Source organism: Anaerococcus tetradius ATCC 35098 (assembly GCF_000159095.1).
Lineage (GTDB): Bacteria > Bacillota > Clostridia > Tissierellales > Peptoniphilaceae > Anaerococcus > Anaerococcus tetradius.
This window is the reverse complement of record NZ_GG666297.1, coordinates 45,687-63,125: the sequence shown is the minus strand read 5'-3', so window position 1 is coordinate 63,125 and position 17,439 is coordinate 45,687. Positions and strand designations below refer to the sequence as shown.

Annotated in this window: 21 protein-coding genes and 1 riboswitch; of the genes, 3 read left to right on the top strand and 18 right to left on the bottom strand. The window is 35.4% G+C overall.

Annotation, left to right across the window (positions count from 1 at the left end; genetic code table 11):
• Positions 1–81: 81 nt before the first annotated feature.
• From HMPREF0077_RS05575 to HMPREF0077_RS05565, 3 genes are all read right to left on the bottom strand, one after another.
• Positions 82–1,749, bottom strand: a complete 1,668-nt coding sequence (locus tag HMPREF0077_RS05575) for a hypothetical protein (protein ID WP_004837005.1) — start codon at positions 1,747–1,749, stop codon at positions 82–84.
• Positions 1,742–2,464 carry an ABC transporter ATP-binding protein gene (locus tag HMPREF0077_RS05570; protein ID WP_004837004.1) on the bottom strand — a complete coding sequence of 241 codons (723 nt, stop codon included), beginning with the start codon at positions 2,462–2,464 and terminating at the stop codon, positions 1,742–1,744. The genes HMPREF0077_RS05575 and HMPREF0077_RS05570 overlap by 8 nt, the downstream gene beginning before the upstream one ends.
• A 116-nt stretch (positions 2,465–2,580) precedes the next feature.
• Positions 2,581–3,072, bottom strand: a complete 492-nt coding sequence (locus tag HMPREF0077_RS05565; protein WP_155811736.1) for a hypothetical protein — start codon at positions 3,070–3,072, stop codon at positions 2,581–2,583.
• Between the two features lie 115 nt (positions 3,073–3,187).
• Between HMPREF0077_RS05565 and HMPREF0077_RS05560 the strand changes: the two genes are divergently transcribed.
• Positions 3,188–3,754: a DUF3783 domain-containing protein gene (locus HMPREF0077_RS05560; RefSeq protein ID WP_004837002.1), complete on the top strand. Its 567-nt coding sequence runs from the start codon at positions 3,188–3,190 to the stop codon at positions 3,752–3,754.
• 83 nt (positions 3,755–3,837) lie between these two features.
• On the opposite strand, the gene HMPREF0077_RS05555 is transcribed toward HMPREF0077_RS05560, so the two are convergent.
• The 7 genes from HMPREF0077_RS05555 to srtB form a co-directional block, all read right to left on the bottom strand.
• Positions 3,838–4,833, bottom strand: a complete 996-nt coding sequence (locus tag HMPREF0077_RS05555) for a sugar kinase (RefSeq protein WP_004837001.1) — start codon at positions 4,831–4,833, stop codon at positions 3,838–3,840.
• Between the two features lie 36 nt (positions 4,834–4,869).
• Entirely contained in the window at positions 4,870–6,171 is a 1,302-nt protein-coding gene (locus HMPREF0077_RS05550; protein ID WP_004837000.1) for a TRAP transporter large permease, read from the bottom strand.
• On the bottom strand, positions 6,168–6,719 hold the full coding sequence (locus HMPREF0077_RS05545; RefSeq protein ID WP_004836999.1) for a TRAP transporter small permease: 552 nt from the start codon (positions 6,717–6,719) through the stop codon (positions 6,168–6,170). The genes HMPREF0077_RS05550 and HMPREF0077_RS05545 overlap by 4 nt, the downstream gene beginning before the upstream one ends.
• A gap of 1 nt (position 6,720) precedes the next feature.
• Entirely contained in the window at positions 6,721–7,746 is a 1,026-nt protein-coding gene (locus HMPREF0077_RS05540) for a TRAP transporter substrate-binding protein (protein ID WP_040349499.1), read from the bottom strand.
• Between the two features lie 16 nt (positions 7,747–7,762).
• Positions 7,763–8,761, bottom strand: a complete 999-nt coding sequence (locus tag HMPREF0077_RS05535) for a LacI family DNA-binding transcriptional regulator (protein WP_004836997.1) — start codon at positions 8,759–8,761, stop codon at positions 7,763–7,765.
• 221 nt (positions 8,762–8,982) lie between these two features.
• Positions 8,983–9,891: a DNA-3-methyladenine glycosylase family protein gene (locus HMPREF0077_RS05530; protein WP_004836996.1), complete on the bottom strand. Its 909-nt coding sequence runs from the start codon at positions 9,889–9,891 to the stop codon at positions 8,983–8,985.
• Positions 9,891–10,670 carry a class B sortase gene (gene srtB, locus HMPREF0077_RS05525; RefSeq protein ID WP_004836995.1) on the bottom strand — a complete coding sequence of 260 codons (780 nt, stop codon included), beginning with the start codon at positions 10,668–10,670 and terminating at the stop codon, positions 9,891–9,893. The genes HMPREF0077_RS05530 and srtB overlap by 1 nt, the downstream gene beginning before the upstream one ends.
• A 113-nt stretch (positions 10,671–10,783) precedes the next feature.
• On the opposite strand from srtB, the gene HMPREF0077_RS05520 reads away from it, so the two are divergent.
• Together HMPREF0077_RS05520 and HMPREF0077_RS05515 are read left to right on the top strand one after the other, a co-directional pair.
• Positions 10,784–11,017: a glutaredoxin family protein gene (locus HMPREF0077_RS05520; RefSeq protein WP_004836994.1), complete on the top strand. Its 234-nt coding sequence runs from the start codon at positions 10,784–10,786 to the stop codon at positions 11,015–11,017.
• Between the two features lie 7 nt (positions 11,018–11,024).
• Positions 11,025–11,828, top strand: a complete 804-nt coding sequence (locus tag HMPREF0077_RS05515) for a Cof-type HAD-IIB family hydrolase (protein WP_004836993.1) — start codon at positions 11,025–11,027, stop codon at positions 11,826–11,828.
• A 70-nt stretch (positions 11,829–11,898) separates the two neighbouring features.
• On the opposite strand, the gene HMPREF0077_RS05510 is transcribed toward HMPREF0077_RS05515, so the two are convergent.
• From HMPREF0077_RS05510 to thiD, 8 genes are all read right to left on the bottom strand, one after another.
• Positions 11,899–12,165: a hypothetical protein gene (locus tag HMPREF0077_RS05510; RefSeq protein ID WP_155811735.1), complete on the bottom strand. Its 267-nt coding sequence runs from the start codon at positions 12,163–12,165 to the stop codon at positions 11,899–11,901.
• 500 nt (positions 12,166–12,665) lie between these two features.
• Positions 12,666–13,178 carry a ferritin gene (locus HMPREF0077_RS05505; protein WP_004836991.1) on the bottom strand — a complete coding sequence of 171 codons (513 nt, stop codon included), beginning with the start codon at positions 13,176–13,178 and terminating at the stop codon, positions 12,666–12,668.
• The gene (locus tag HMPREF0077_RS05500; RefSeq protein WP_004836990.1) at positions 13,178–13,480 is read right to left on the bottom strand and encodes a hypothetical protein; all 303 of its coding nucleotides are present in this window, start codon (positions 13,478–13,480) and stop codon (positions 13,178–13,180) included. Before HMPREF0077_RS05500 ends, HMPREF0077_RS05505 begins: the two co-directional genes overlap by 1 nt.
• Before the next feature lie 79 nt (positions 13,481–13,559).
• Complete coding sequence (locus HMPREF0077_RS05495) at positions 13,560–14,189, bottom strand: epoxyqueuosine reductase QueH (RefSeq protein WP_004836989.1); 630 nt, start codon at positions 14,187–14,189, stop codon at positions 13,560–13,562.
• Positions 14,190–14,260: 71 nt separating this feature from the next.
• A complete protein-coding gene (rpsI, locus tag HMPREF0077_RS05490) occupies positions 14,261–14,650 on the bottom strand; it encodes a 30S ribosomal protein S9 (RefSeq protein WP_004836988.1) in 390 nt (129 codons plus the stop codon).
• Positions 14,651–14,661: 11 nt separating this feature from the next.
• Positions 14,662–15,102 (bottom strand): 50S ribosomal protein L13, encoded by a 441-nt coding sequence (rplM, locus tag HMPREF0077_RS05485; protein ID WP_004836987.1) that lies wholly within the window; start codon positions 15,100–15,102, stop codon positions 14,662–14,664.
• 175 nt (positions 15,103–15,277) lie between these two features.
• Complete coding sequence (cytX, locus tag HMPREF0077_RS05480; RefSeq protein WP_004836986.1) at positions 15,278–16,447, bottom strand: putative hydroxymethylpyrimidine transporter CytX; 1,170 nt, start codon at positions 16,445–16,447, stop codon at positions 15,278–15,280.
• Positions 16,448–16,456: 9 nt separating this feature from the next.
• On the bottom strand, positions 16,457–17,254 hold the full coding sequence (gene thiD, locus HMPREF0077_RS05475; protein WP_004836985.1) for a bifunctional hydroxymethylpyrimidine kinase/phosphomethylpyrimidine kinase: 798 nt from the start codon (positions 17,252–17,254) through the stop codon (positions 16,457–16,459).
• 56 nt (positions 17,255–17,310) lie between these two features.
• Positions 17,311–17,413, bottom strand: a riboswitch (TPP riboswitch).
• Positions 17,414–17,439: the final 26 nt, after the last annotated feature.

The window sequence follows — 17,439 nt, the reverse complement described above, 5'->3', positions numbered from 1 at the left end:
TCTAATAAGTTTATTATACACCCTAAATTATATAAGATAAGTTAAGCCCAAGCATAAATCACTTGGGCTTATTAGTAGCTATCATACATCCATAAAACCATTTTTGTATCGTCCTAGGGCAATTATATAAAAGATTAGTGTTAGAATTACAAGTATAAGCATTGGGACTATTAGACTTATTAGTAGATTTCCTTTTGTTATATTCATCAGCAAAATGAAAACTCCAACAAGAATTATTACAAAGACCATGCTTATGATGTAATAGATTATTGCCCTTATTCCCCCTTGGGCGAGTTCTTTTGGATTTTTCCAGCTGGTGTTAATTCCTACAGTCGACATAAGAAGGCCTACTATATTAGATGCTAGGGCTGATAAGCTTAAACCTATCATTATCATAAGAATATTTACAAGTCCTAGTTTTAAGGTAATTCCTACTACTAGACTTATTATTAGATTGATAAGACTTGATACAAGCATGGCAGATATTAATCTTGCCCTAAGATGACTTTTGGCATCTATCGGTAGGCTTTGGATTAGATAAAATCCCTTGCCTTCTCTTGATAGGCAAGAGCTTGTAAGATTGCCATTTATCCAAATAATTAGTCCTATCGCTAGGGCTATGGCAAAGACATAAACACTCGCTTGAGGATTTATCTCAAGCTCTTTTCCAAAATCATTTATTATGGTATTTTTTTGTCCTATTGCCATCATGCTAAAGACTAGGGCCATAATCATAGGCGTATAGACAAACATGAGATTGCTTGTTAGGATCCTCAAATCCCTTTTGACTAGAGCCTTAACTTGGCTCGATTTTTTGATAGGAACTCTCTTTGATTTTTTTGTTTTCTTAATTTTCTTAGCCCCTTCACTTGTGATGGCCCTATCAAAAACTGCCTTATAGTAATTTTTATCGGCAAGCTTATAAGCTATAAAGAGTAAGCCTAGGGCAAGGCCAAGAAGACTCAGACTTGCTATAAGCCTTTGAAAAAGACTTCCTGTAAGAGATAGGCCGAATAGTTTGGCATTAAAGAAAATATTAGATACGCCAGAGTTTTTGCCGAAAGTATTTACTAGACCATTTGCTAATCTATCAAAATTATCATTAGATCCTCCCTTATTTTGTTGGAAGGAGAAATAATAAATAGTTCCAATTATCGCAAACATCACTAGATATCCTAGATTTTTGAATACTTTCTTGTATCTATTTACATTAGTAAATCTTTTTATGATAAGAAGGATAATGGCAAGTATGCTATAGGGAATTGCAATCATAGGAAAGAAATTAATGATTCCTAAAATCAGCGTTCCTACATCCATAGCTTTTTGTGAAAAATATAGGACTAGACCCAAGAGGAAAAATAGGAAAAAGTCGAAAAATGACAAGACTGCCCCGATTATCTTTCCTAAAAAGAGTTCTCCTTGGCCAATTGGCATAGGGACATAGTTTTCTATAGATTTCTCATTAAAGAAATCACCATACATTTTTATCCCATATATAAATATTACAATCGTATTTGTAAGCATACCAAAGATCGTAAAATACATATCTTCTTTACCAATCTCTATAAATATAGCTAGGGCTGCTCCCATTACTATATAATACATAAAGCCTAAGAAAAGAAATGACCAGAGGATGGATATGAGCCTTAGGAGGTAATTTTTGGGAAGACCTTGGGGCCTTTTAGATGGAAAATACGGAAAAAACTGTTCCTTGAAAGCGTATTTGATTATTGTTTTTATGTTATTCATCAGTAAGCTCCAAGAAGATTTCCTCAAGGCTTCCTGTTTTATTAGAAGTCTCTTTTATTTCATCAAAAGTTCCAACTGCTATAATTTTTCCCTTATTGATTATAGCAAGCCTATCGCAAAGCTCTTGGGCTATTTCCATGACGTGAGTTGAGAAGAAGACGATCTTGCCATCTGCTGCCCTTTGTCTTAGGATTTGTTTGAGATTGTAGGCGGACTTGGCATCAAGGCCTACCATAGGTTCATCTAGAATTATCACATTAGGGTCATTGATCAATGCACCAATTAGGGCAAGCCTTTGGGCCATACCATGAGAATAGTTTGAAATTTGCTCATCCATTGCATCTTTTAGGTCAAAATATCCTAGGTAGTAGTCAAGTCTTTTTCTCCTAGTATCCGTATCTATGCCATAGATATCTGCAATAAAATTTATGTATTCATAGCCAGAATAGTTTTCGAAAAGGTCAGGATTGTCTGGAACATAGGAAAACTCGCTCTTGTAGGCCTTATCGTCATCTTCAAGCCTTAAATCATTTATGCTAATTTCTCCAGATGATTTGGAATTTATGCCTACTATAGATTTGATTGTCGTTGACTTACCAGCCCCATTCGGTCCCAAAAATCCAAAAATTTCGCCATCGTTTACAGTAAAAGAAATATCATCAACAGCCTTCTTGCAATTTGAATAAATCTTTGTGAAATTTGTTACTTTAATCATATAAGCTCCCTTCTATATCTATATTAATCTAAAATAAATTTTTTAATAAAAAGGGACTGCTAGAAAATATTAGAATCTAAGCCATGGAGTTTATATTTTCTATCCAGTCCAATAATCTATAAGTCTTTGTTCTCTTTGATTTTTTTTATATCGTAGGCAATTTTCTTTCTTTCTACTACTAGCCTTCTTAAAATCTTTTCCATTGACCTTTGGGTCTTTCTTATGTCTTCTTCCTTTAATCTTAGCTTCATCCTAAAGCCTATATCAGAAAGCTTGCCTCCTACTGGATAATAGTCGCTTGTTAAACTAGGGAGATGGATACTTTTTGCAAGCTTTTCATCAAAAACCAAGAGTTTTTTTTGGAAGAACAAAAGCTCATCTTGAACCCTAGCTATATTTTTATTTACATTGTTATTTTTATTAGACCTAAGGACATTACCTAAGAAGTTTCCCCTTAGAAATCTGCTAGCAGTAAAATCTGCATTTTTGCCAACTTTTATGGCATGGACTTTAAGGCTTACTAATAAGGCCCTAGCTTCTTTAATAAAATTATCAACTTCTACTTGTTTTTTGTAAAGTTCATTTAGTTTGTCTTTGAAGTCTGTCATCTTTGCCTCCGTACAAGTTCTTAATTTATTTATACCCACAATAAGTAAAATATAAAGTTTGTCTTATTCCTTTCATATTAGTATATTTATAATGTATAAGTAAAGAGAGGTAAATATGGCAGAAATATTATATTATAATCCAATAGATATGGAAAAATACGATAGATTTAAGAAAATCGCTAATGAAAATGGCATTAGAATAATAGAAGTTGGAAAAGACCATCTTGATTACACAATCGGTCACCTTTTGGGCTTTGAAGGCTACGATAGCGAAAAACTTGAAGTAAGTGATGATGAAATACTGGACTTCGACTTCATCCTATTTAACGGTTTTGGAAACGAAGAACTTTTCAATCTCATAGATAATCTAAGAGAAAACCAAGCAAATGTTCAACACAAGGCCGGCATCACAGAAAATAACGTAAAGTGGACCCTTAGACAACTCCTTAAAGAAAATGACAAGGAAGCAAAGACCATGGGTTTAATCCACAAAATCAACCAATTAATAGAAAAAGCAGAAAAGCTCAAAGATAAATATGGAGAAGATGAAAAAATCAAAAATCTCATAGATGAAATAGCAGATTATTTTAACGATTCGTCAATTTTTGATATAGAAGTGGCCAAAAAATACTACCTAAGCCTCCTAGATGAAACTTTGAGAGTTGAAAACGAAAATATGTAAAAAAGCCCTAGTCGGGCTTTTTTTGTGGAAATTTTTAATAAATTTTATCTTTTAAGATTTTAAACTCTTTTAATTTATCAACATCATGAGAAGGATAGCATATGTTTATCACCACTTACTAGCCTTCCTACCTGTTTTTCTGTAAAGAGAGCGTAGTCACCGATTATGGAATGTTTTAGCGCTGATAGGGCTATGGCAAAGTCTAGGGCATCATGGATGTCGTAGCCATTGACATAGGCATGGATTAGCCCTGCTGCAAAGGCATCTCCTCCCCCTATCCTATCTACAATATCAAACTTATAGGTCTGACTTTTTAGGTATTCCCTGCCATTGTACATGCCAGCTGAAAGTGAATTTATAGATGCTGAAAAAGAGTTTCTGATTGATGATATTGTGTATTTAATATGATATTTGTCGTGAATTTCTTTAAGCATTTGGCTTAGACATTCATGGTTGAAGTCCCCCTTAAAACATTCATGTCTTGTAGGCAAAACTCCTATTAGGATGTCAACCATTGGTAGAACTTTATCATAAAATTCGCAAGCCTCATCTAGAGACCAAAGACTCGCCCTATAATTTAGGTCAAAGACAACCACTAGACCTCTTTTTTTTGCCTCTTTTATGGAATATTGGACAAGGTCCCTACCTTCTTTTGATATGGCTGCTGTTATGCCAGTTGTAAAATATAGACCTACATCCTTAAAAACTCCATCCCAGTCAAATTCTTCTATTTTTGCCTTTGCCATGGAGGAATTTTTCCTATCGTATATTACCTTTGGCGATCTAAGGCCGACTCCTTTTTCTGCATAATAAATCCCAAGCCTTTCTCCTCCCCTAACTATGTAATCGGTATCTATACCAAACCTACTTATATTGTTTAGGGCGGCTTGACCCATTTCGTTTTCTACAAGTTTTGTTAGGTATCTAACATCATCGCCAAGATTGGCGAGGGCTATGGCTACATTAGCCTCAGCCCCACCAAATATTACTTCAAATTTGTCAGTTTGGACAAATCTCTCAAAATCAAATGGTGAAAGTCTCAAAGTAAGCTCTCCCAAAGTTACAATTTTACGATTCATATTCTCTCCTTTAAAATTTCCCCAAACTCATTTTTCTTATATTAATCCAGCCTTTATTGGAAGGATTAGAGATGTCATTGGTAAATAGGTTACTAGTAAGAGTCCTATAAGTATTGCAAGATAGAACTTTAACATATATGGCATAACCTTAGATAGGCTAGTATCTCCTACCTTGATGGCTACGAATAGGGTGTTACCAACTGGTGGTGTAATGTTTCCTATACATAGGTTATAAACTATCATTAGACCGAATTGAACTGGATGCATACCAAATTGTGTAGCTATTGGCAAAAATAGTGGAGTAAAGATTAGGATAGCTGGTGTTACATCCATGAAGGTTCCTGATATTAGAAGGATTATATTCATAATTAGGAAAATCACATATTTATTATCAGATACCTTTAGGAGAGCTTCTCCTACCATTTGTGGGATTCCAGTAAAGGCCATTACCCAAGAAAGGATGTTTGATAGACCAATTAGGAAAACTACTATGGCACTCATCTTAGCTGATTCTACAACTATAGTCCATACCTTTTGTGGGTTTAAGTTTTTGTAGATAAAGCCAAGGATTAGGGAGTAAAGAACTGATATGGCAGATCCTTCTGTCGCTGTGAAGATTCCTGCAACGATTCCTCCTATTACTACTACTATTAAACCTAGGGATGGAAGAGCTCTTAGGGTCGCTTTTCCTAGAACTGCAAAGGAAAACTTTCCTTCGTTTGCCTTGTAGCCTTTTTTCTTTGCTATTGCTATTGCAACTATAATGCACGCTATTGACCAGATAAGTCCAGGTATGTAGCCTCCCAAAAATAGGGCTGCTACTGAGGTTCCGCCTGACACTAGAGAATAAGTGATTAGGGCATTTGATGGTGGTATTAATAGACCTGCTGGAGCAGATGCACCGTTAGTAGATGCAGATACTGCCTTGTCATAGCCTTGTTTTTCTTCTCCTGCTTTAACCATAGATCCTACTGCTGCTGCCGCTGCTGAAGCTGATCCTGATATAGCACCGAAAAGAGCGTTAGCTCCTACATTTGTTACGAGTAAAGCTCCTGGAAGCTTGCCTAGGATTGCCATTACAAAGTCGACTAGTCTTTTTGCTATACCGCCCTCATTCATGAGATTACCCGCCAGGATAAAGAAAGGTATGGCAGTTAGGGTAAAGGAGCTCATGCCGACAAAGCTTCTTTGGGCTGCTGTTAGGGTTGCTACATTTGCTGGTACTGTTGTTATGATTGTAATGATTGATGCTATACCGATGGAGAAGGCTATTGGCACTCCTGTAGCCAAGAGTATAACTAAAGATATTAATATTATGGCTAGGGCATTTGCACTCATAGATTTCCTCCTTCATATTTTGCTACTTCTTCTGTATCATTTGCCATGTTTGAAGCAATCTCTTCTGTTGATTTGGCCTTAACAAAAGTTACTTTGCCTTTTAGGATATCAGATATATTTAATAGGGTGTAGATTATGTTGATAAGTCCTGTAATTGGTAGAGGGATATAGAAATAACCTACAGCAATCTTTAGTGAAGATGTGGTTTGATTTAGGGCAAGCTTGGTGATAATTATTCCTCCTACAGTAAGAACTGCTAGGGAGAAGATAAGTATCATTAGCTCTGAGAAAATCGCAAGGACTTTTTGAATCTTTGGATTACTTCTTTCTGCTATAACAGGTATGTTCATATGTCCCTTTTCGCTAACTACAAGGCTTGCTCCAAAAAGAGTAGACCAAGCGAAAAGATAGGCAACTAGCTCTTCTGACCAAGTAGATGGGGTGTTTAGGATATATCTGGTGAATACTTGCCAAACTACTAGGATAAACATAACTAAAAGGCTAATACCTGTCAAAAACTTTAATATATTATCTAAAACTTTTCTCATATCAGCCCTCCTTAGCTGGGAATTCTTTGTTATATTTTTGGATAGCATCATAGTAAGGAGCTAGTTTTTTATTTTTCTCCAAGGCTTCCTTAGTTAGTGGAGCTACAGCATCTACGAATGGCTTTTGGTCTGGATAGATAAACTCTACTCCTAACTGTTCACTAGCCTTCTTTTTCGCATTTTCTACTGCTGTATTCCATTCTTTTCTTTGGACTTGATTTAAAATCTTAAAGCCCTCATCGAAGACCTTTCTGTCTTCTTTTGGTAAACTTTCTAGCCATTGGTAGTTAGCTATAACAATATCTGGAACCATTTGGTGCATATCATAAGAATAATACTTACAAACTTCACCATGGCCATTATCAGTTAAAGCCATCTCGTTATTTTCGGCTCCATCAATTATGCCTGATTGAAGGGCTGTATAAACCTCACCAAAGCCCATAGGAGAAGCAGAAGAACCTAACAAGTCCATCATTCTAACATTGGTAGGTGATTGTTGGACTCTAATCTTTAATCCCTTTAGGTCAGCTGGTGAATTGATTGGTTTATTCTTTGTATAAAAAGACCTAGATCCAGCATCAAGCCAGGCTACTCCCTCGAAGCCTCCTTCTCTAGTTGATTCAAAGATAGGACGAACGATTTCGGGATCGTCCATAACATGATGGTAGGCTTCACTTGATGCGAATAAGTATGGTAAGTTGAATATTTCCCATACATCATTGAAACTCTCAAGAATAGCATTGGATGCAACACATATATTGATTGCTCCGGTTTGAGTAAGTTGAACCATGTCTATTTGTGAACCCAAAAGCTCTGATGGATAGACTTGCACGTCATACTTATCTCCAAGTTTACTTTCTACATATTTCTCAAAAGCCAAAAGGCCCAAATGGGTTGGATGGTTTTGAGATTGGTTGTGGCCGACTCTTATTATAATCTTGTCTTGATCTTTTTTGCCAGATCCACAAGATGTTAAGATAAGAGCAACAATAACAGCCATCACTATTGTCTTAAATCTAATTTTCATAATCTCTCCTTTCATATCATATAGTCTCTTTTTCAACAAGTTCTGCTTTTATCATCAAGTCATTTTCACTTTCCTCTCCCTTCATAAGTTTAAAAAGATTGTCCAAAGCAAGTTCCACCTGCCTTCTAATCCTCTGATCAATCGTACTTATCCTTTGATTGGTATATTCAGTAGCGTCAATATTATCAAAACCTATAATAGCCAAATCTTCTGGAACCTTGTTTCCTGCATTTACATAATGCTTGTAGAAAACAACAGCTAGGCTATCAAGCTCAAATTGTATAGAATCAAAATCGTTCTCTTCAATAAAATCTATAAGAGGATTGATATCACAAACTTCTACACTTTTTATCTTATACTCAACAAAGTTTACCTCGTCATAATATTTGTATAAGGCTTCAATAAAACCAGCCTTCTTCGCAATGTAGGATCTAGTCTGAAAGCCCCTGTCTAAAGAAACATAAAGGGGCTTCTTGTAGCCTTTTTTCTTAAAAAGACTCACAGCCTGATCCATAGCATTAATCTCATCTATATATACATTTACAATCCTATCACTATTTATGGTAGGGCTTACATTTAACATTGCCATAGGAATATCTTTACTAACTTCTACTAGGCTCTTGTAGAACTCATCTTGCTCATAGGTTGAACCTACTCCAATAATAGCCTCTACTTGATTTTCTATAAGTAGGTCCAAATAGGATTTCTTCTTTCTAATATCATCGGTTGTAACACACAAGATTGTAGAAAATCCAGATGCTTCAAGTATTTTTTCTAACTCATAAGCTGACTGAGACTCGAAAAATTTCCTTATATCCGGAACCATAATCCCAATTAGCTGGCTGGATTTCTTGGCAAGAGATCTTGCAATCCTATTTGGCGTGTAGCCATTTTCCTTGATTACTTTTTCAATCCTATCCTTAGCCTTCTTGCTGACATTATTTTGTTTATTTATAACACGAGAAACCGTAGCCGTTGAATAACCAGAAGCCTTGGCGATATCATATATATCCATAAATCCTCCTTAACGGCCAGTTAATAAAACCCTTTCCTATATCTTATAGAAAAAATTTTCTTCTAAGTAATTTCCATCTTTTTCTAAAAATATATCTGTAAGTTTTTCTTGCAACCGCTTACATTTGTACTAATAAAATATCACATATTGCATGATTTGTCAACCATATTTTTCTTAAATTTAGAAATTCCTCCTAAGACCCAAGCCCTAGGAGGAGCTTATTATTTTCCAATTTTTTCTTCTCTTCCATAATAAAAGAGGTATTGTTGAGCATAGCCTGCCAAGTCTCCGAAGTATTTTCTTGCATAATCATCGACTAGTTTTTTTGGAACTTCTTTTTTTATGAATAGGGTTTCCATAACTCTTTTTATCCACACATCCACCGGGAAGGTTTCCCTCTTATGATAGGCAAAAAGCATGATACAATCGGCAACTTTAGGACCTATGCCTGGTAGGTCTATTAATTTCTTTTGAAGTTTATCACTGGCTAAGTTTTTATCATTAGAAAAATCCAAATGACCTTCATAAATCATCTTGCTTGCTTGAACTATTCTCTTATCCCTAAAGCCAACCCTAGCATATTCTCTTAGTTCGTCTGGATCGACATTCATAAGATCTTCTGGCCTTGGAAAAGAATAGTAGCTCCTATTATTGTAGTCGCCAATATATTTTCCATATCTTTCAGAAAGAATCCTAACCGCCTTTTTTATTCTTGGAATTTGATTGTTGGCAGAAATTATGAAGGATATGGTTGTTTCAAAAAGCTCTTGGTTGAGAATCCTTATTCCCCTACCATAGGCTGTAGCCTTTTGCATTATTGGATCAATGGCGACTTTCTCCTTGATTTTTTCATAGTCAGTCCCTAGGTCAAAGTAATCATAAAAGATATCATAAAAGTCACAAAGACTTACATTTCTAATAAGACTTAGGCCATCTTCTAGCTTTAAGACATTAATGATTTTTCCCATAAAGACTGCTGTGTAGGATCCGTCATCTTCTATGTGGAAGTTAAAGCATTGACCACATTCGAAAATGTGGGTTGGGTCAAAGGAGCTTTCCCTAAGGATAAGCCCTCTTTCGTCTTCTGTAATCTTTATTTCTCTTCTATTTTCTTCTTGGTATCTATCCACTATCTTATCCTAACTGCATGCACTGCTAACCTTTGATCGTAGTAGTCGTATTGGCAAGTTGATAGGGTTATGATTGAGTCATCTTCTGTGAAATCCCTAGTTTCAAGTTTTACTTCTGAGTTATCTTTCAATTTCTTAAAATATGGGACTTTGTCTGCATCATACATAAATTCCAAGGTCCTATAATCATAATCAGAAGGGATACCATAGGCAGAAAATATTTGATACTCTCTTAGGCCTTCTTCGGTTGTAACATACAAAGTCCTATGTTTTTCGGCGAATTCTTGCTTTCTGTACTGATCAAGAGGAGTAAACATTGACTCTAGCTCCAAATGGTGACCATAAATTACAGTGTTATCATCACTTAGGTCTGGCGAATTGTTTGTATCCATAAAGATAGATCCTGCTATGTCGTATTGCTTATTAAGACCCTTTCTTAGGTAAAATTGATTGTCATCTGCATGAAGGACTGGATATTTGATAGCTGTTCCCGGAATTTCTATAACTGCTACAACATCCTTATTTTCTTCCTTGAACTTCTTTAGTAGATAAAGATTTTGTTTTTCAAGTTTCTTAAACTTAGCTTCTGGATCTAGATTAGCATCCTTATCTTTGTCATCTCCTGCTTGCTTTTCACTTTCTTCTATAAGACCTGCTATATGCTTATTGTTTTTAATGTTTGTCCAATAATCATAGCCCCTTCTTCCTAGTATAACTAAACACACTAAGATAACCACTACAAGAATAAATCTTATAAAAGATAAAATTTTATTTTTCATGTAACCACCTTTGTTTAAGCTTAAAAATTACAAGCTTTAAAATTATCTTATAATAAGTATAATATACCATATTGAAGATTTTATGAAAGTTTTTAAAAAAAGAGGTGAAATTTATGAAAGACTATAAATTATTTGTAGGAACTGTATGCCCTTATTGCAAAAAAGTAGAAAATTTTATGAAAGAAGAAAATATAGTATTAGAAATTGTTGATATAAATGAAAATAGAGATGCCATGCTTGAATTGATTGATAAAGGAGGCAAAAGACAAGTACCATGCCTCTACCACGATGGAGTTTATCTCTACGAATCAGAAGATATAATCAAGTTTCTGAAGGAAAATAAATAGGTGAGCTATGATTAAATTAGTAGCATCAGATATTGATGAAACTCTTGTTGATCACGACAAAAATGTTCCACAAAGAAATGTGGATGCCATAAAAAAGGCCCAAGATATGGGCGTAATAGTTATGCTTGCAACAGGTCGTGGAACTTATGAACTGTTTGATATACCTAAGAAGGCTGGTCTAGTGAGGGATAATCGTTTCATTATTTGTTGTAATGGAGCAGTAATTATGAATATAAAGACAGGTGAGATTGTTTATTCCCAAGGCCTTAAATACGATTATGCAAAGACCATTCTCGACTATGCCTATGCCAATAATCAAACTTGCTATATCTATACCATTGATAACAAGTACGGACTTAACCTTGATAGCGACTCCTATGCAGAAACTCAAATTACTCCTCTTGGTGATAATAATATTGACTTTCTCAAAGATAAGCTCATCCTAAAGGCAATCCTAAAAAACAAGGATATGAACTATCTGCAAGGTCTTGAAATAGACATAGCCTATCTTACCAACTACGATGTTGAAGTTGCCTATTCATCAGATATGTTTATGGAAATTAACGCCAAAGGAGTAAATAAGGCTAATGCCTTAAAGAAAGTATGTGAGTATTATGCTATAAGCCTTGATGATGTTCTTACTATTGGAGATAATTACAACGACGTAGCTATGCTAGAAGAAGCAGGCAGGTCAGTAGCTGTAGCTAACGCCCACCTCCAAGTCAAGGAATCTGCTAGCTACGTTGCCCAAGCGACTAACGAAGAAGGCGCAGTTGGCGAAGCAATCGAAAAATTTATTTTAAATAAGTAAAGAGCTGAGAATCACTCGATTCTCGCTCTTTTTTCTTAACTAAAAAAGACTTAGACAAAGCTAAGCCTTTTTACCAAGTTTGGTAATTTTCTTTGTAATAGTTGTATCCAAAATATCCCAAGCCTCCAATTAATATAACAGGCAAGAGTTTTAGGACAAGACCGACTAAGCCTCCAATAATTGCTAAAGGCAAGGCGATGACAGCTAGGATAATTATTACTGGCAAAAATATTACAGAAAGGACTATGCCTATTATCCCAAAGCCTAACTTAAATATAAACTTTATCATTCCTCCGCCGAAGACTAGAAATAGTATTAGTGCTGCTATTGTCATCATAAGTAACTCCTTTTATATATTCTTAATTCTATTATACATATTCTTAATATTTCCGCAAGTAAACTTTATTATCTTAACTTAATTTTTTTAAATCTCAAGGTTCCTTATTATGATTTTAAATTCTTGGATGAAGCTTTGATTTTTTCCTAAATAGCAGGGACTTAGCTTATCATCCAAAAAAAGACTTGCCATCGTAGCTTGCTTATATACAAATATAAGAGTCTAAAAAATCTGTCCATAGGGTAAAAGAGCCTACATATTCTTTCCCTATAATTTCTATCTTCCTTCCAAAACCATGACTAGGAAGCTCCTTAACAAATTATCATCAAAAAAATAGGAGCGCACTCATGTATGCCGCCCCTATTTTTCAAAGAATCGCCCAAAGATAATTTTTTCTTATCGAAAAACATAGGCTCATCTTAAAAAGCAAACTTTTCAACATAAGCTCCTTCTTCCTTAATTTGGGCGAAAATATTCTTATTTTTTATTTCTATCGTAAGCTATTGAGCATTAGCTGGAGTATTTGTTGGTGCTGGTCTTTTTCCTAATTCAGTATCTAGGATATAAATTGAATGCCAATCATCTCCAACTCTTTCTAGTCTTGTAACTATTTTATTGAAGGTTTCTTCTTCTTCTACTTGCTCATCAATATACCATTGGATAAAACTTCTAACCCTTTCATCAACTCCATTAGCTTCTTTAGCTATGTTATTTATTCTTCTAGAAACTTCCTTTTCATGTTCAAGGGCAGCTTTCATAACATCTAAAACAGAAGCATAGTCAGCTCTTGGTTCTGGAATAGCCTTATATACTGGTTTGTAGCCAACTGATTGAAGGAAATTCTTCATTCCTTCTCCATGGATTAATTCCTCAGATACTTGTTGGTCCATCCAAATTGTAAAGCCTTCGAGGTCCAAATCATCAGTATAGGCAGCCATAGCCTTGTAGATATAAGCTGATTCAAACTCAAAGTTCATTTGTTCATTGATTAGGTCTAAAATTTTTTTATCCATTATTTTAATTCTCCTTCTTCTAAATAGTTATCATATAGAGTATAAACTCCATATATGTACAAACCTCTTTTGATAATTTCTTCAATTACCCTTGTGATTGAGATAGGGAGGATTTCAATAGTAAAAGAATGCTCCCTAATAGTAAATCTATTAGTTTTTATTATGTTTTTCTTATTTAATTCATCAAAAATACCCACGGCAAGAGACTTCTCGAAACTTTCATCCAAATCAAAAGTTACGGGAACAAAGTCCCTAGATTCGTCTTTAGCTTGTATTTTTTTGATAAGCAATAAATCTTTCATAATCCTCTCCTATTAGAATATTACCCAATTATCAAAAAAGCAAACTTCTATTAACAAAAATTTATCAGAAGAAAAATTACTATCCCTGCCTATGTTTTTCTTCCATCTCCTTAAAAGAGAAGATACAGCCACAATAATCTTGCCTATAAAGACCGTAATCCTTGGATAAATCAATAGATTTCTTGTAACCATTTTTCTTCTTGAAATCAGAATATAGGTATTTCACCCCATAGACTTCCTCCAAATTTCCTCCTATTTCGTTAAGCCACTGACTATTTTTGTAGGGAGATATAGAAAGAGTTGTAGAAAAATATTCATAGCCATGGGCCAAGGCATACTTGCAAGCCTCTTCTAGCCTTAGCTTATAGCAAAGATAGCAAGCCTTGCCTCCCTCGTGGTCATCCTTTCTGATTTTTGCGATTTCATGGAAATCATTTATATCATTGGCAGGAAATATGATTTTGGAACTTATCTTTAGTTCTTCTTTTAGCTTTTCTAGGGTCTCAACCCTCTTTGTAAGTTCACTTGCCGGATAAATCATAGGATTGTAGTAAAATAAATCAATCTTAAAGTCATCATAGATTCTTTCTAGTACAGCAGTTGAGCAAGGTGCACAACAAACCTGTATCAACAGGCTTGGCTTTTTGCCATTTTTCCTATTTTCCTTGATAATCTCTTCCATCTTGAGATCATAATTTATCTTCTGCATAAGCTTCCTTCCTTTATTTTTTAGAATAAATAAAAAAACCGCAAGAAAAATCCTGCGGTTGTTTGTCGTAATTATCTCTTTGAGAATTGAGATGATTTTCTTGCCTTCTTGAGACCTGGTTTCTTTCTTTCTTTTCTACGAGAATCTCTTGTTAGGAAACCTGCTCTTTTTAGGGCTTGTCTATAGTCAGGGTTAGCAATTAGAAGTGCTCTTGCGATTGCATGTCTTATTGCTCCAGCTTGACCTGTATATCCTCCGCCATTAACGTTTAGTTTAATGTCGTAGTTGTTTAAGTTTTCTGTTAAAGCAAGTGGTGATCTTGCTATTACTTTTAATGTTTCATAGTTGAAGTATTCGTCTAGGTCTCTTCCGTTTACTAGGATATTTCCGCTACCAGAAACCATAGTACATCTAGCTACAGATGTTTTTCTTCTTCCTGTTGATTGAATAATTTCTGCCATCTAAGCCCTCCTTAATTTAATTCCAAAACTTCAGGCATTTGAGCTTCGTGATTGTGCTCAGCACCTACATACACTCTAAGCTTCTTAGCCATAGCTCTACCTAGTTTGTTGTGTGGAAGCATACCTTCGATTGCGTGTGTTACTATATATTCAGGTTTTTTAGCTTTCATATCCTTGAATTTAGTAATCTTTAGTCCGCCACTGTAACCTGAGTATCTTTGGTATTCTTTTTGGTCTTCTTTGTTACCTGTAAGAATGACTTTGTCAGCATTAATTACTATAACATAATCTCCAGTATCATAGTGTGGAGTAAATGTTGCTTTGTTCTTTCCTCTCAAGATTGCTGCAACTTGGCTTGCTAGTCTACCTAGAACCATGCCTTCTGCATCAACGACATACCATTTTCTGTCGATTTGATCAGGAGTTGCAGTCCATGTTTTTTGATATTTCATAAAATTCCTCCTATAAATTTTTCGCCTACTATATTTAGACACCGCTCTTAGTAGGTGGCGGCTTTACTCGTCCTGACATTTTTTAATCGCCTTCAGGATTTGCGATTTCATCGAAAAGCTCCATAAAAGAAACTTTAAGTTGACTCGAATATGATACTACTAAAAGAGCTTTTTGTCAATCACTTAGCCTAGACTTTGTAAATATTTTTCTCAAGATTAAGCTTACTAGGATAGTTAGGATGACAGATGCAACTGACGCTCCTATAACTATATCTAGTTTAAGGAGAATCCTGTAGATTATAAAGCCTATGACCCAAGAAACTATATTTATTTTTGTATCAAGACTACTTTTATCCTTCTTGATGAAAAAGTCTGCAATTTGAACCGCTATCATTGGAGCAAATACTGAGCCTATTAGGTAGAGGAAGTTTGATATATCATCCATAGGATAGAGCAAGGCTCCTAGGATTCCTATGGCACTTACAATTATTGCGACCATCTTTGCCTTTGCCCCTTCCTTAATTGCCTCAAAGGAGATTCCTGCTGAGTAGGCATCGAGGAAAGTAGTTGTTACTGTTGATAAAATAATTATGACTATGGCAAGACTTCCTATTCCTGAATAGGAAAATATTGCTGATAGACTTGTCTGTCCAGTAGCCATCGCTCCAGTAAGGCCTATTGTGTACATCCAAATAGATACTAGAGAATAGATTCCTGTTGAAACAAAACTTGCTTTTACTGGCTTTTCTGCCTTTGATGTGTAGTCTGATATCAAAGGAAGCCAACTCATAGGCATGGCTATGGCAAGTTCTATGGCTTGACCAAAGGATAGGGCATCGGCTGATAGATTGCTAGATAGGCTAGATGTAAAGGACTTTCTTGACATAAGTATAGTCAAGGCGAAAAGGGCTATCATTGATACAGTGTTTAGCTTACCAAGATTACTAATTCCTATCCCTATCCAAATTATTATCAACAAACCAATTATTATTGCCCAAATTTTACTTCCTGTAGAAAAAAGTTCCCCAGAAGATATAGCTCCATCATAAATCATGATGGCTGTCCAACCAACTAGTTGGAGGAAATTTAGGCTTGCAAAAAATATACCACCAACTTGTCCAAAGCTAAGCTTAGTAGCTTGCATGGCAGATAGCCCTGTTTTTGCTCCAATAAGTCCTGATAGGCTCATGAGGATAAAACCACAAAGATGGCCTATGAGGATTGCAAGCATGGCTTCTTTAAAGCTCATAGAGACATAATAAGTTCCCGTAAGAATTTCTGCGATAGAAACTCCAGCCCCGAACCAAATCAAGGCGTTATCATATATACTTGTTTTCTTTTCCATAAGACTTCCTTATTTTTTGTAAATATCTTTTATGTCAAAGGCATGATTCATTGGACCTGACCCTTTTCCTAAATCAAGTCCATCTTTCAAACAGCCTTCCAAGTACTTTTTCGCTTTTCTTATAGCCTCTTCTAGCTCATATCCCTTGGCAAGGTTTGAAGCAATAGCAGATGATAGGGTGCAACCTGTTCCATGAGTGTTAGGATTGTTGATTCTTTCTCCCTTAATCCAAACCCCCTTGCCAAAAGCATACAAATAGTCGTTGGCATCATTAATAGCATGACCTCCTTTCAGAAGTACATTAACCTTGTATTTGTCATAGATAAGCTTACTTGCCTCTTTCATATCCTCTTCGCTTTTTATTTTCATATCTGAAATAAGCTCAGCTTCTGGGATGTTTGGTGTAATAAGGCTAGCTAGCGGAAAAAGTTCTTCCTTTAGGGCATCTATTGCATCGTCTTTTAGAAGCTTTGCCCCAGATGTTGCAACCATTACAGGATCGAGGACGATTTTTTCCGCCTTATATTGCTTAAGCTTTCCTGCTATAGCCCTTATGAGATTCTTATCAGAAACCATGCCGATTTTTACTGAGTCTGGTCTAATATCTGTAAATACTGCATCAATTTGCTTTTCCAAAAAGTCAGGACTTACATCCATTATCCCTGTAACTCCCATAGTATTTTGTGCTGTAAGAGCTGTTATGGCAGATTCGGCAAATACTCCATTTAGACTCATAGTCTTTAAATCTGCTTGAATACCAGCTCCACCTGAACAATCAGAGCCAGCTATTGTTAGTGTTACTTTCATAAAACCTCCTTATAAACAAAAAATGACTTCCTTATCGCTAGATAAAACAAGTCATTCACATATATATTATTGCTTTCCTACGTTGGCATTATCCAAATCAGGTAAGGTCGAGGGCTTCACCCTCCTCTCAGATCATATAGAACTCCCTTGCTTTATTTGATTACACTTAAATTGTAAGCTTTTAA

Coding starts and splice junctions, on each gene's coding strand:
- HMPREF0077_RS05575 (WP_004837005.1), bottom strand. CDS start 1,749: ATGAATAACATAAAAACAATAATCAAATACGCTTTCAAGGAACAGTTT.
- HMPREF0077_RS05570 (WP_004837004.1), bottom strand. CDS start 2,464: ATGATTAAAGTAACAAATTTCACAAAGATTTATTCAAATTGCAAGAAG.
- HMPREF0077_RS05565 (WP_155811736.1), bottom strand. CDS start 3,072: ATGACAGACTTCAAAGACAAACTAAATGAACTTTACAAAAAACAAGTA.
- HMPREF0077_RS05560 (WP_004837002.1), top strand. CDS start 3,188: ATGGCAGAAATATTATATTATAATCCAATAGATATGGAAAAATACGAT.
- HMPREF0077_RS05555 (WP_004837001.1), bottom strand. CDS start 4,833: ATGAATCGTAAAATTGTAACTTTGGGAGAGCTTACTTTGAGACTTTCA.
- HMPREF0077_RS05550 (WP_004837000.1), bottom strand. CDS start 6,171: ATGAGTGCAAATGCCCTAGCCATAATATTAATATCTTTAGTTATACTC.
- HMPREF0077_RS05545 (WP_004836999.1), bottom strand. CDS start 6,719: ATGAGAAAAGTTTTAGATAATATATTAAAGTTTTTGACAGGTATTAGC.
- HMPREF0077_RS05540 (WP_040349499.1), bottom strand. CDS start 7,746: ATGAAAATTAGATTTAAGACAATAGTGATGGCTGTTATTGTTGCTCTT.
- HMPREF0077_RS05535 (WP_004836997.1), bottom strand. CDS start 8,761: ATGGATATATATGATATCGCCAAGGCTTCTGGTTATTCAACGGCTACG.
- srtB (WP_004836995.1), bottom strand. CDS start 10,670: ATGAAAAATAAAATTTTATCTTTTATAAGATTTATTCTTGTAGTGGTT.
- HMPREF0077_RS05520 (WP_004836994.1), top strand. CDS start 10,784: ATGAAAGACTATAAATTATTTGTAGGAACTGTATGCCCTTATTGCAAA.
- HMPREF0077_RS05515 (WP_004836993.1), top strand. CDS start 11,025: ATGATTAAATTAGTAGCATCAGATATTGATGAAACTCTTGTTGATCAC.
- HMPREF0077_RS05510 (WP_155811735.1), bottom strand. CDS start 12,165: ATGATGACAATAGCAGCACTAATACTATTTCTAGTCTTCGGCGGAGGA.
- HMPREF0077_RS05505 (WP_004836991.1), bottom strand. CDS start 13,178: ATGGATAAAAAAATTTTAGACCTAATCAATGAACAAATGAACTTTGAG.
- HMPREF0077_RS05500 (WP_004836990.1), bottom strand. CDS start 13,480: ATGAAAGATTTATTGCTTATCAAAAAAATACAAGCTAAAGACGAATCT.
- HMPREF0077_RS05495 (WP_004836989.1), bottom strand. CDS start 14,189: ATGCAGAAGATAAATTATGATCTCAAGATGGAAGAGATTATCAAGGAA.
- rpsI (WP_004836988.1), bottom strand. CDS start 14,650: ATGGCAGAAATTATTCAATCAACAGGAAGAAGAAAAACATCTGTAGCT.
- rplM (WP_004836987.1), bottom strand. CDS start 15,102: ATGAAATATCAAAAAACATGGACTGCAACTCCTGATCAAATCGACAGA.
- cytX (WP_004836986.1), bottom strand. CDS start 16,447: ATGGAAAAGAAAACAAGTATATATGATAACGCCTTGATTTGGTTCGGG.
- thiD (WP_004836985.1), bottom strand. CDS start 17,254: ATGAAAGTAACACTAACAATAGCTGGCTCTGATTGTTCAGGTGGAGCT.